The sequence below is a fragment of the Buttiauxella sp. AC038 genome, from assembly GCF_979253565.1.
Map to the genome: position 1 here is coordinate 914,170 of NZ_CEEDCQ010000001.1, position 12,372 is coordinate 926,541.

Genomic DNA, 12,372 nt, shown 5'->3' on the forward strand with positions numbered 1-12,372 from the left:
TCAGGATTAACATTGTTGTCTGTGGCTCGGCACTTCCTGAGTCGGGTGGGGTAAGTCGCCACCCGACATTTTTATCCCGCTAGTAATCAAACTGACGGTAATAACGACGAATATCCAGACTGTGTCCGGTGTAGTGTTCAAAGTGGGCGGCAAGCCGATCCACCAGCAGTGTGGAAACTACGCATGGTGCCAAAATCCAGCGGAACTCGTCGTCTATACCGGTGAGAGTGAACTCGCGTGGATCGATCACTACCAGGTTTTCCGTGATTTTTCCGGCAAAGGTCTCAACTCGGTCATCAAGCTCGCGGCATTTGCCTTCTCCTTTCACCAAAAATAAGGGCACGTCTTTTTCCAGCAATTCCAGAGTGCCGTGGAAAAACTCTGCCGAACTCACAGCCTTAGTGCGTTTCCACTGCATCTCTTCGAGGATGCACATGGAGAACAGATACACCTCGCCCCACATCTCCGCGCCGCCGATCCACATCATGTAGTCTGCGCTGTGGTAGCGGCTGGCGATTTCATCTGCTCGATCGTTAAACTTGCGCTTCGCCTGCAGCAGGTTTTCCGGTAGCAGCTCAAGCTGGCTGGCAAAACGATCGTAGCCGCTGAACTCGCCGTTCAGGGAGACGATGCGGAAGAACAACCAGTAAAGCAGCATGTATTCATATTCCACACCATTCTTGTGCTGCATGGGGATATGCCAGGTTGCCGCCTCGGCGAGTGGGGAATCTGCATTTTTCGTGATAGCCACCACTCGAATACCCTGCGCTTTGCACCACTGGGCGATAGCTACGGATTCTTTGGTATCCCCCGATTTTGACAGGGTGATCACCACAGAATCTTTATTAAGCTTTTTATTGCCCTTGCACAGTAGCTCCGCCGCCTGCTCGGTGTAGACCGGTAGCGCGGTTACCTCTTTGGCAAACTCCTGCATGGCCATCATCGGTGCCAGCGAGCCGCCTACCGAAGCAAAGAAAATATTGCTAAAGCCCGCCGAATGGATATTCTCCGCCACCTGCTCTGCTGTTTTACGCGCAGCGATAATATTGCGAGCACTGGTCAGATACTCGTCCTGATTAAAACCTAACATAGTGATTCTCCTTAACAGGAATTAAATTTTGCTCTTCAGCACATTGTCGAAATCATCAAAAATTCGTAGGCTTAAATTTATGCCTTTCGCTGCCGAAATATGAAATGACAGCAGTTGAAAAGGTATTACTAGCAATAAAGGGGCAAAGTTATGGGCTAAGGAAATATCCAGCCCAAGGGTATCCGGTTCGTTATTTTCAGCAGCGAGAGTGACGGTAAATGCTGCCCCCAGCGCGGGCCGCATATAGTCCCGCAGCGCGGCGCTGCGCCGGTGCGGGTGGTCTTCAATAAAGAACAGCGTGTGATCCGGGTTGGCCTCAAGGTACGGCCCGTGCATATATGCTTCAAGCTCAAAACCGCTGGAAGGCTGACGTACGGTTTCCGTGAACTTGGTTTCGCACTCCTTCGCCACGCCGACCAGCGCCCCGTAACCGATGGCAACAAAGCGACGGGCCTGTGCCAGATGGTCCCGGTGACGGCAGAAAAAAGCATTACTCTTATTGATGACGCCAGGTATCGCCTGTGCTGCCTGCTGCAAATCTGCCAGAGTCGTAGTACGTTCTGCCGGGGTTAACTGCCCCTGGCTTTCCGCCACGATAAGCGCAATTAGCAACAGATTGATTACCGTGGCGCTGAAGCCACGCGTCACGAAACCAACGCTTTCAATACCGGTATTGATATCGAGCACGCCATCGGCCTGCTTTGCCGCTGGACTTGAGGGGCTTGCGGTCAGGCAGAATACCGCAATGCCCAGCGCCTGTACTTTTTGCATAGCCTCAAGAGTGGAGGCGCTTTTCCCGCTTTGGGAGATCGCAATCACTAAATCTGTGGCCGGGTCGACACGCTCATAGTGGACGAAATTATAGGGCTCTTTAATTTCCACCAGGATGCCAAAATGCTGTTCAAAATAATATCTGGCGCATAACGCCGAATTATAAGATGAGCCCGTGGCGAGCAGCGTTATTTTATTTACTGTTCTACCAATAAGGTGGTTTCTTAGGGGGGCTAGCTTATCTTCGAACTCTCGTAATATAACCTGCAGAGTTTCCGACTGCTGGTCAATATAATCCAACATGGTTGCCATCATCTTCTCCTCAGAATAAACCAATCCATGAGCCGAATATACCCACTAGTGCCATGCCGCCAAGAATGGCTAGTGGTTTCACCTTCCGGCCCAGCAGCCAGTAGACAATGCCGAAACTCAGCAGCGGTAACAGTGAAGGCATCACGTCGTTGATGATGTCCTGTACTTGGGTTTTCGCCTCGCCGGTGCCGAAGCTCACGGGTATGGTGATATTGATCATCGAGGCGGTCATTGCCCCTACTACCATCAGGCCGATGATCGAGGCGCCGTAGGTCAGATTCTCCATCATCCCGCTCTTCTGGATGCGCTGCAGCACGCCGGTGCCCAGCACGTAGCCCCAGCGGGTGAACAGATAGCGCACCGCGAGATGAGGAATGTTGAACACTAACAGAAACAGAATCGGCCCAAGGATACTGCCCTTCAGCGCCAGGCTGGTGCCGATGCCGGTGGCTATCAGACGCAGGGTTCCCCAGAAGAAAGAGTCCCCAAGCCCCGCCAGCGGCCCCATTAGCGAAGCTTTCACACTGTCGACGGAGGCGGCGTCCATCCCCTTCGAGCTGCTGTTCTTCTCCTCCATCGCCGCGGTGATCCCGAGGATCAGTGTGACAATGTGCGGCGTGGTGTTAAAGAATGCCAGGTGGCGCTTGAGCGCGCAGGCCAGATCCTCTTTGCTGGTGTAGAGTTTCTTCAGCACCGGGATCATGGCGTAGACAAACGCCAGGTTCATCTGCCGCTCGTAGTTCCAGGAGAACTCCATCTGGAACGAACGCCAGAACACGCTGCGCAGCTCTTTATTGGTAATTCCCTCTGCGGGTTCTTCCGTCACCTGCGTTTCCTCAGAAATCATCTTCATCGTCATGCTGAACTCCTTGTGCCGCGGACGGGCGGGGGGTTAAATTGCGTTACATTGACCATCACTACGGCTGTAATGGCTCCCAGAATGGCGATACCAGTCACCGGGATTTTCAGGTAGGCCATCAGCACAAATCCCAGGAAGAAGTAAGGCGCAACCTTTTTGTTAATCAGTAGGCGAGCCAGCATGGCGAAGCCCAGCGCAGGAATAATGCCAGTGGCCACGCTCAGGCCGTGCTTGATGAACTCTGGAATAGCGTCCAGTAGGCTCTTCACCGCACCGCTGCCCACCATAAAGGATACGGTGACGACGGTTGCCAACATCAACGACAGACCAAAGCCAGCGATAAGATGCATGCGTTCAATGCCTCGTGTGTCTGCCTGCTCCGCATAGGCATCCGCCTTCTGGCTAAGGCTTGGGATAAACAGCCCAAGATAGATATTTTTCAGTACCAGCGTCAGGGTGGCGATAGGTAACCCCAGCAACAGTGCGGTTTCTGTCCCTGCTCCGGAGGTGATGGCAAAGGCCACCCCGAGAATGCCGCCGGTGACGACATCCGGTGGAATAGAGGCGCCTACAGAGAACGAGCCGATAAACGCCAACTCAAGCGTCGCTCCCATAATCACGCCGGTTTGTATGTCACCTAATACCAGCCCGGTCAGCAAACCAGTCACTATCGGACGGGATATTAACGAGGTACCTAAGGCATATTCGGACTGGGCAATGAAGGCTACCAGCCCGAGTAATAGTGCTTCTACCATAATGTTTCCCTCACTATTTAATTCGTTCGGCGAATAATACTTTCCTGTCGTTAGGCACCTGCCGGATTTCTATTTCCGTACCCGCTTTAACTAGTTCATTGAGCAAGTTAATCTCCTCAGGTCGGACATTAATTGCTTTGGAAATATTCTGGCTTCCTTCTTTGGGTTTAATACCACCTAAGTTAATGCTTGTTATTTCTGGAATTGCACAGGCCAGTCGCCAGGCATCCTCTACGGACTCCACAACGATAAATAATTTATATTTATCGGTAACGCCGCTTTTAATCGCCGCAATGGCATCGGCAATATTTTTTAGTACCAGCTTTACCGCTGGCGGTTTGGCAAGCTTGATGGTGGTCTTACGCAGTTCGTCGTCCATTACCGCATCGTTGGCAATTAAAATACAGTCAGCACCAACGTACTGGGTCCAGGAGAAAGCCACCTGCCCGTGGAGTAAGCGGTGGTCAACACGTAGGAACGTAATCATTTTTATTGTCCTCGGTTAAAAGTCTTTGTCAGCAACCAGAGCTGCATCAATCGTTTGATTACAGTACTGAATACTCTGCCGGGCATTAGCCAGAGATTCACTAATTAGCAAAGGAGTATCTTCATCCACCGTGGAAATGAGTAAGTCGATAATCAGTGGGAGATTAAGCCCGGCAATTAGATGAAAGCCAGGACGTTTAATAAAACGAGCAAATTCATTATTTACGCTACCAGCAAATATATCGGTTAATACTATCAGCTCGTCATCATGTGTAAAGGAAGCCATCAGGTTATTCACCTGCTCGATTAAGTCTTCTCCTTCATTAATATAGGCACACAGTGTATGGATATTATCCTGTCGCCCTAAAATTAGCTCAACCGAATTGAGAATACCTGTCGCGAAGTTTCCGTGGCTGGCAAAAATATAGTGTCGTTTCATCCTGACCTCGAAATAGATTCCACCTGTTAAGAGGATAATTGCAAGCGTCGTGCCAGAAACAGTGGCACGACGGTTGAGAAAGGCTTACAACGGGAGGGATCGACTAAAACTCTTGATCATATTGAAGAAATTCTGTTTCTACATGCAAAATGTCGTGGATATAAAACAGCTCTGCTTCAGGGATTTTGACACTATAACTGGTCTCAATGACACTAAAGGCCTCCCGCAGCGCAGCGAGATGATTTCGTTGACACTGTCCGCGACACCCTGCATAGCTCTGGATAGCAGCCTGGCGGATGAGTCGTTCAATCAGGCAACTTACATGGATATAGAGTGCAACCTTGCGGTCGTTTGGCAAGGTGATTGCGGTAAGGTGTTGGTAGCGTGCCAGAAACTGTTCTACCTGGTTAATCACCTTACTGGTATCGAGGATGGTGACCGACTCAATCACTCGCCGCAAAGAGAAGTTTTTTACGATGCATTCGTTAATGTGCATCACATTCTCATGGCTGGTGATGTCGCCAAACAGCGCCAACAGCACCTCGTTGCCCTGGCCGGAAATCAGCGTATCGAGCGAGATGTATGGCACATCTGCAATCCTCGGGTCGAGGGTGCCGACTAGCGCCAGCACGTCGAAGCGGGAGAAGATTGGTTCACCCTTTTTATTCTGCGCCAGGGTTTCGTACTCATAGGCTACCACTTCAATGCCCAACTCTTGGGGGATGCTCGCTTTGAGCAGGCTGCAGAGATTGCTGGCGGCTCCTATACCGGTAGCGCAGGTGGTGATAATCGCCTTAGGTTTGTTCAGTTCTGGCCAGATGGTTTTGTGCTCCACCGGGAAATCCTTAGCAATGGCACAGGCGATGGTTTCCAGATAATCCCCCTGCAAAATCCGCTCTCCAACATAGAGCGCCATGCGCGTAGAGACATTGTTGATGATGGTCACCGGCATGCTGACCTTGTGGCTGAAGTACTGATGAATGTCGTTAAGCGATCCCATATCTACAAGAATCACCAGGCTGCTAGCTTGGGCATTACGCTCCACGTACTCTGTTACTTGCTGGGCAATGACTTGGGGTGTGACGTCCAGCGGCATGTCAAAGGACTCATAGACGGTCTGTTTTAACAGCCGGTTCGCTACGTTGGCTATGCTGCTCGCAGTAGCGTAGCCGTGGGCGAGAATAACTGCTTTGGTCACCAGTTGGCTGATTTGCACGCTGGTTTTATTCAGCCAAAGCAGCAGCAAAATGCGATCCATTCCCTGGATACGTAGATCTAACCGGCGGGTGAGTGAGGCCAATACCTCCTCGCAGAACAGATACAGCAGCGGGTACTTTTGCTCTAAGAAACGTTCGAACTGTTTGCACCGTTCAGCATTAATGCGTGCTGGCTCAACGTTTGAGCGGTGTACCAGATAATGCCCGAGGGCGTAGATGCAATTACCGTTGAACTGGATACTGTAGCTTTTCTCCAGCCGATAAAACTCTTCGCGCACCTGACTTGTAATCAGCAACAGCATCTGCGAGCAGGCCTGGTCCTGATTATCAAAAATCAGCCGGTCAAAAAGCGCTTCGATTTCGTTGCCAATGCGCAGCTCAACATCTTCCCACTGCAGTTGGACGCTGCGGTACTTTTCAAACAGTGTAAGTACGTTGAGTTGTACATCGTGGATCAACACCCGCGCCGCATCCTGAGCATGGAGCAGCCACGGCAGGCTGGTGTTTTCATCCAGTTCAATATCTTCATGCTGCCCGGTCATGGCTTCGTTAAGCGCCGGGAATTGGGCCATCACCGATTCCGGTAGATCATGAATCGTTACCTTCAGTGTCTGTCCTCCCTCCAGCCGGGCAAACGACGAAGCCACAGTGTACTTTATGACGTTTTTAAGCTCGCCGACGTTTCCGCGAAACACATAATGAGCCAGTACCGATAGCAGGCGTGAACTGATACGCAGCCCAAGGCCAACTTTTTTAGACTCCAGCCAGAAGAACTGCAGAATCAGTGCTTCCTTCTCTTTTCGGCTGCGGCTTTCCAGCTCTGGCAGCGCCACGTGAATTGGGATACGGCGAATAAAAGTGGTCAGAAAAGTGCTGTGGATATCTTCAGTGGTGGCGAAAACCAGACGCACGGAAACCCGATGGCCGCCGGCGGTTTCTCCCACGCGGTATATTTCCCCCTTATCCAGCCAGGTAAAGAGCTTCTCCTGGCCTTCGGCGTGGAGACGATGCACCTCATCAAGAAATAAAATGCCGCCGTCCGCCGCCTCGAAAGCCCCAGTTTTATCACTATTGGCTCCGGTGAAGGCTCCTTTAACATAACCAAACAGGTTAGCGGCCAGCAGCTCTGGGTTGCTGGCGTACTGGGCGCAGTTAAAGGTGACAAAGGGTGCACTGGCACTAATCAGGCCATGGGTGATAGCGTATTCGTGCATCAACTGGGCCATATAGCTTTTGCCCGTGCCGCTATCGCCTGTAATCAACAACGGCAGTCCGTTGTCGGGATAAAAAAGTGCGGTTTTAAGCTGCTCGATAGGTTTTTTCAGCGAGCCCTGATGGCCAATCAACAGAGAAAAATGGTCCCGTTGTTCACGCTCACCATTATCGTCAGCAAGCAATTCAGCAACGCTCGTAAACTCGTTGTACGACAGGGCATAAAACTGTTGTTCAAAGCTCGTTTTATGCAGAAAGTAGACGGGACGGGTATTGATCTTTATCAGCACACCCTCTGCGACCAGTTGGTTGAGATAGTGGCTGGCGGTGTTGCGCTGCAAACCAAAGCGCTGCGCCAGGTGGCTGGTGGTGAATGTCTCACTTATCTCGTGAGGATCAAAAAAATCGGTCTGATTAATCAGAAAAGTGAGCAGATCATCTTTACGCATCGGGCGTTCCTTTACAGCCGCAAGCAAGCTCCTATGATGCCGTGAAAATGTCTTGGCAGAGATCGGCAAGGAAGAGGATTTTTACTTTTGTGGGCGGCTACACAAAAGCCGCACCGACAACGCTACGTCAATATGACAATGCCGCGATCATTCTTACATCTTGCATTCTTTTCGTCTCATCTTTGAGTTCGGCTGCAAATGGCATACATTTTTCCAATGTGCAGCTTACAGATCTCATCCTCACAAATTGCTCGAAAGAGATCTGTATAAGAGACAGATTCTGGGAGGGTTTTACATATTAAGGCGCAGGATAAGTATAAACGCGGTTCACCGCTTCCAGCTCTTCAATCACCTCTTCACTTAAGTCCAGATGTAGGCTCTCAAGGTTAGTTTTTAGCTGCTCAAGTGTGGTGGCCCCTAACAGCGTGCTAGCGACAAACGGCTGACGGCGAACAAAAGCCAGAGCCATCTGGGCCGGGTCAAGATTGTGTCGCTTAGCAACATCAACATAGGCGGCAACCGCATGCTGAGTCTGTTCACCGCTATAACGAGTGAAGCGGCTAAACAGCGTGTTGCGAGCGCCAGCAGGTTTAGCTCCGTTGAGATATTTACCGGTCAGCGTTCCGAACGCCAGACAGGAATAAGCCAGCAACTCCACACCTTCGCGCTGAGTAATTTCTGCCAGCCCCACTTCAAAGCTGCGGTTCACCAGACTGTATGGGTTCTGAATGGTGACAATGCGCGGTAAATCATGCTTTTCAGCAAGTTGTAGATAACGCATCACGCCCCATGGCGTTTCATTGGAGACGCCGATATAGCGGATTTTCCCGGCACGCTGGAACTCAGTTAGTGCTTCCAGGGTTTCAAGCAGGGTGACCGGTACGGCGTTATCGGTCCACGTATACCCCAATTTGCCAAAGCAGTTGGTGGCACGTTGTGGCCAGTGGACCTGATAAAGGTCGATATAGTCGGTTTGCAAACGCTTCAGGCTGGCATCTAACGCATCACGAATATTTCTGCGATCCAGTATTTGATTTGGGCGGATGCCGGCATCGTTGTTACGGCTTGGGCCACTGACTTTTGTGGCGATAATCAGTTTTTCGCGATTCGCGCGCTGCTTTAACCAGTTACCGACGTAGGTTTCTGTTAAGCCTTGGGTTTCCGGGCGAGGTGGCAGAGGGTACATTTCTGCGACATCAATCAGGTTAACACCCTGGCTGATTGCGTAATCGAGTTGTTCATGAGCATCGGCTTCGCTGTTTTGCTCACCAAACGTCATGGTTCCCAGCCCTAGCGTACTTATTTCAAGAGAGCTATGGGGGATACGGTGATAGTGCATAGCCGCTTTCCTTATTCTTCTGTCTTATCCGTCAGGCAAGCACCCGACAAAAAATAGACTAATACCCAAAATAATTCGAGCTGCATCGCGGCGGCAAGTGAATTAATCCCAATGAGCTTACATAAGTAAGTGATTCGGGTGAATAAACGTAGCCAACAATGATGCAGCTTGAAGTATGACGGGTATAAACATGGCAGAGGGAAGGGAAAAGCGGAAGGGGGAAGTGAAGAAAAAGTGTTACAGGCCAGCGAGGCGCTGATCATCTGATGATCCCCAAAATATTTCAAGCTGCAGGAAGGCGGCAAACGAGAAAATCCCGATGAGCTTACTCTAGTAAGTGATTCGGGTGAGCGAGAGCAGCCAACGCATCTGCAACTTGAAAGATGAAGGGGAATTAGCGTTCAATAATCTGTGAAACATCATCGCGATTAATCTGCATCTCATTGCCTTGCTGATCGCGATAGCTAACCAGACCGGTGTCGTCATCGACTTGCGGTTTACCATCAGTCAAGATCATACGGCCATCTTTGGTTGCCATCACGTAATCGCTGCTACAACCTGAAACCGCAAATGCCAGACCGACAGCGGAAATTATAACTGCCCATTTTTTCATTGTTATTCGCCTCGTGTGGTGTGGAATGACATATACAGTCTAGTAATAACTCGGGCAACCGTTAAAAGTAAGCAGTAAATTCTTAAAAAAAACAGCGGGGAAGCGAAAATGCTTCCCCTGAGACGACTAAAGCGGGTTCTTTTTGTTGCGAATAAGATTCAGCGTTTCTACAGCTATTGAGAAGAACATCGCAAAGTAGATGTAACCTTTCGGCACATGAATATCGAAGCCTTCCAGAATCAGAGTAAAACCGACCAGCAACAAGAAAGACAGCGCCAGCATTTTCACCGAAGGGTGGCGTTCCACAAAATCACCAATCGATTTTGCAGCAAACATCATCACCATTACGGCAATCACCACGGCTGCCATCATAATAAACAGATGATCGGACAGGCCAACGGCTGTAATGACTGAATCCAGACTGAAGATAATATCCAGCAGCATTATCTGCACGATTGCGCCAAAGAAGGAGTGAACGTTGGTTTTAATTCCTTCCTCTTCGCCTTCAATGGACTCGTGAATCTCTTTACTCGCTTTCCAGATTAAGAACACGCCACCTAATGTCAAAATAAGGTCTCGTGCCGAGAACGCATGGCCCATCAAGGAAAATAGGGGGTGAATTAAGTGCGTCATCCAGGCGATAGACGCCAGTAACACCAGACGCATAATCATCGCAGCACCCAGTCCCAGGCGGCGGGCTTTGGCTTGTTGTGCTTTGGGCAGCTTCGCCACGACAAGTGAAAGGAAGATGATATTGTCGATACCCAGTACGATTTCCAGAATCGTCAGGGTGCCCAGCGCCATCCACGCGTTAGGGTCGGTAATCCATGCAAACAACATTAAACAAATCCTGCCTGAAAATATAAAACGCCAATTATAAACGCCAGCCAGGAACAGGGTGCAAGTTAAATGAATCTACAACGAGAAATGATTAGCCAGTAAAGAGGCGGTAAAGTTCTTTTTCAGATAAAAACCGCGCGGGAGCGTAAGAATTGGCGCGCCATCTGCACCGAATGCATTGGTTAGCGCTTTGCTGTTGGCGGCTTTGGGGCGTAACTGCAGCACTTCTCCGTGGCGTGCTGTGATGCGCTCAACCTGGCCGAGCACAATCAAATCCATTAATTCTTCCCAATCCTGACGCAACTGCTGCTCTTCCTCTTCGGAAGGAGCCCACAGCAAAGGGGTGCCAATATGCCGCTCAGCAAGGGGGATTTGCCGCTCTCCTTCAACCGGAACCCACAGCACCCGTTTTAATTTGTGGCGCACATGGCTGGTTTCCCACGTCACCCCGGTGTTGCCGGTGAGCGGGGCCACGCAAACAAAAGTAGTTTCCAACGGGCGGCCAAATCTATCCACAGGGATGGTTTTCAGCTCAATTCCTAATGCTGCGAAATCTTGTTCAGGTTTGCTACCGGCACTGGCACCCAACCATAGTTCAAGTAAAACACCGATCCAACCTTTGTCACGCTTTAGATCCTTTGGGATCGGCAATCTGGCTAGAGCTGCCAGTTCACCTAGCGTATAACCTGCCAGCCTCTGAGCTTGTGTCAGTAAAATCTGTTCGTTTTCTGGAGGGTTAACTAAGGGATTGAGTGTTTGCATGATGTCTTGTTACTGGTTGGTCAAAAAGTGAACGCGGTTTACCCACAACGTGGAAATAGTTTAGCGTCTCGGGGATAAGAATAACAATATACTGATTTTGCATCATTTTTATCGCCTAAAATTTTCACTTATCATTTCTTCAAAAACCTTTTCCCATTCTGGTCACCGGGAGTGAACAGGATCTTACACCGGGTTATCCACAGAAAAATGGGATAAGTGATAAAAAAGCTCACTACTGGTTCGATTTACAGCCTTGACTGGGGGTGAAACCCAATTTTTCGACAGAATGTGACTAACTTGTTGGCACAATCTGTGGATAAAAACGTCATTGGTCGATCTTTCATCAGCGTGAGATCTTAGTGTGTGATGATCGTCACATTACTGAGCTGAGAGTTATTCATTCTATCTTTATTGCACTGAATATATTGAATATTTTATTTCATCTTTTTAACGAGCTTCAGGAGTTATCCTAAGTTGTCCCGAGTGTATAAGGTAGTTCTTCACAGTTATATCCACAGAAAAAGTGAATAAACTGCGAGGCCCATCCACGTTAATGTTTATAACTCGGTCATATTTTGTGAGTTATTCAAATGTTATTCCTTCTGAGAAGCGTTACACAGTGGTTTACCGTCTAGCGCTTGTATGAAACAATCGCCCTAATCTAAGTTTGTTTTGAGGTAGTCCGGTGATCGATGATGATGGCTACCGCCCGAATGTTGGTATCGTAATCTGTAATCGGCAGGGTCAAGTAATGTGGGCCAGGCGTTTTGGTCAACATTCCTGGCAGTTTCCGCAAGGTGGCATCAATCCTGGCGAATCCCCGGAACAGGCAATGTACCGGGAACTTTTCGAGGAAGTGGGTTTACAGCGAAAAGATGTCCGAATACTCGCCTCGACCCGAAACTGGTTACGTTACAAGTTACCTAAACGTTTGGTGCGTTGGGACACAAAGCCGGTTTGTATCGGCCAGAAACAAAAATGGTTTCTCTTGCAGTTGATCAGCAGCGATAACGATATCAATATGCAAACCAGTAGTACCCCAGAGTTTGATGGTTGGCGTTGGGTTAGTTATTGGTATCCGGTTCGTCAGGTTGTCTCCTTTAAACGCGATGTTTATCGTCGGGTGATGAAAGAGTTTGCCAGCGTCGTAATGCCGCTACAGGAAGTTGCGCCACCACGTAATAACGCGCCTGCATGGCGACGTAAAAGAGGTTAAGTCACGCGAAAA

At 49.6% G+C, this 12,372-nt stretch carries 11 protein-coding genes and 1 pseudogene; 1 reads left to right on the forward strand and 11 read right to left on the reverse strand.

The window, feature by feature from the left end; genetic code table 11:
• Positions 1-79 precede the first annotated feature (79 nt).
• The 11 genes and pseudogenes from AC0IXI_RS04285 to mutH form a co-directional block, all read right to left on the reverse strand.
• Positions 80-1,090 carry an SIS domain-containing protein gene (locus tag AC0IXI_RS04285; RefSeq protein ID WP_413499303.1) on the reverse strand — a complete coding sequence of 337 codons (1,011 nt, stop codon included), beginning with the start codon at positions 1,088-1,090 and terminating at the stop codon, positions 80-82.
• Between the two features lie 21 nt (positions 1,091-1,111).
• A complete protein-coding gene (locus AC0IXI_RS04290; protein WP_413499302.1) occupies positions 1,112-2,176 on the reverse strand; it encodes an SIS domain-containing protein in 1,065 nt (354 codons plus the stop codon).
• 7 nt (positions 2,177-2,183) lie between these two features.
• Positions 2,184-3,032, reverse strand: a complete 849-nt coding sequence (locus tag AC0IXI_RS04295; RefSeq protein WP_413499301.1) for a PTS system mannose/fructose/sorbose family transporter subunit IID — start codon at positions 3,030-3,032, stop codon at positions 2,184-2,186.
• Positions 3,010-3,787: pseudogene (locus AC0IXI_RS04300) on the reverse strand (PTS mannose/fructose/sorbose/N-acetylgalactosamine transporter subunit IIC). The gene AC0IXI_RS04295 and the pseudogene AC0IXI_RS04300 overlap by 23 nt, the downstream one beginning before the upstream one ends.
• Positions 3,788-3,800: 13 nt before the next feature.
• A complete protein-coding gene (locus AC0IXI_RS04305; protein ID WP_413499299.1) occupies positions 3,801-4,274 on the reverse strand; it encodes a PTS sugar transporter subunit IIB in 474 nt (157 codons plus the stop codon).
• A gap of 15 nt (positions 4,275-4,289) precedes the next feature.
• Entirely contained in the window at positions 4,290-4,712 is a 423-nt protein-coding gene (locus tag AC0IXI_RS04310; protein WP_314142437.1) for a PTS sugar transporter subunit IIA, read from the reverse strand.
• A gap of 103 nt (positions 4,713-4,815) precedes the next feature.
• Positions 4,816-7,590 carry a sigma 54-interacting transcriptional regulator gene (locus tag AC0IXI_RS04315; RefSeq protein WP_471681972.1) on the reverse strand — a complete coding sequence of 925 codons (2,775 nt, stop codon included), beginning with the start codon at positions 7,588-7,590 and terminating at the stop codon, positions 4,816-4,818.
• A 298-nt stretch (positions 7,591-7,888) separates the two neighbouring features.
• Positions 7,889-8,929: an NADP(H)-dependent aldo-keto reductase gene (locus AC0IXI_RS04320; protein WP_471681973.1), complete on the reverse strand. Its 1,041-nt coding sequence runs from the start codon at positions 8,927-8,929 to the stop codon at positions 7,889-7,891.
• Positions 8,930-9,323: 394 nt separating this feature from the next.
• A complete protein-coding gene (locus AC0IXI_RS04325; RefSeq protein ID WP_034457556.1) occupies positions 9,324-9,542 on the reverse strand; it encodes a YgdI/YgdR family lipoprotein in 219 nt (72 codons plus the stop codon).
• Between the two features lie 126 nt (positions 9,543-9,668).
• Positions 9,669-10,382 carry a TerC family protein gene (locus AC0IXI_RS04330; protein WP_134184490.1) on the reverse strand — a complete coding sequence of 238 codons (714 nt, stop codon included), beginning with the start codon at positions 10,380-10,382 and terminating at the stop codon, positions 9,669-9,671.
• 75 nt (positions 10,383-10,457) lie between these two features.
• Positions 10,458-11,144, reverse strand: coding sequence for a DNA mismatch repair endonuclease MutH (mutH, locus tag AC0IXI_RS04335; RefSeq protein ID WP_064513434.1), 687 nt, complete (start codon positions 11,142-11,144; stop codon positions 10,458-10,460).
• Positions 11,145-11,829: 685 nt separating this feature from the next.
• Here mutH and rppH point away from each other — a divergent pair.
• The gene (rppH, locus tag AC0IXI_RS04340; protein ID WP_034457550.1) at positions 11,830-12,360 is read left to right on the forward strand and encodes an RNA pyrophosphohydrolase; all 531 of its coding nucleotides are present in this window, start codon (positions 11,830-11,832) and stop codon (positions 12,358-12,360) included.
• Positions 12,361-12,372: the final 12 nt, after the last annotated feature.

Excerpts from the sequence above, each read along its gene's own strand:
- AC0IXI_RS04285 (WP_413499303.1), bottom strand. The coding sequence starts at position 1,090 with ATGTTAGGTTTTAATCAGGACGAGTATCTGACCAGTGCTCGCAATATT.
- AC0IXI_RS04290 (WP_413499302.1), bottom strand. The coding sequence starts at position 2,176 with ATGATGGCAACCATGTTGGATTATATTGACCAGCAGTCGGAAACTCTG.
- AC0IXI_RS04295 (WP_413499301.1), bottom strand. The coding sequence starts at position 3,032 with ATGACGATGAAGATGATTTCTGAGGAAACGCAGGTGACGGAAGAACCC.
- AC0IXI_RS04305 (WP_413499299.1), bottom strand. The coding sequence starts at position 4,274 with ATGATTACGTTCCTACGTGTTGACCACCGCTTACTCCACGGGCAGGTG.
- AC0IXI_RS04310 (WP_314142437.1), bottom strand. The coding sequence starts at position 4,712 with ATGAAACGACACTATATTTTTGCCAGCCACGGAAACTTCGCGACAGGT.
- AC0IXI_RS04315 (WP_471681972.1), bottom strand. The coding sequence starts at position 7,590 with ATGCGTAAAGATGATCTGCTCACTTTTCTGATTAATCAGACCGATTTT.
- AC0IXI_RS04320 (WP_471681973.1), bottom strand. The coding sequence starts at position 8,929 with ATGCACTATCACCGTATCCCCCATAGCTCTCTTGAAATAAGTACGCTA.
- AC0IXI_RS04325 (WP_034457556.1), bottom strand. The coding sequence starts at position 9,542 with ATGAAAAAATGGGCAGTTATAATTTCCGCTGTCGGTCTGGCATTTGCG.
- AC0IXI_RS04330 (WP_134184490.1), bottom strand. The coding sequence starts at position 10,382 with ATGTTGTTTGCATGGATTACCGACCCTAACGCGTGGATGGCGCTGGGC.
- mutH (WP_064513434.1), bottom strand. The coding sequence starts at position 11,144 with ATGCAAACACTCAATCCCTTAGTTAACCCTCCAGAAAACGAACAGATT.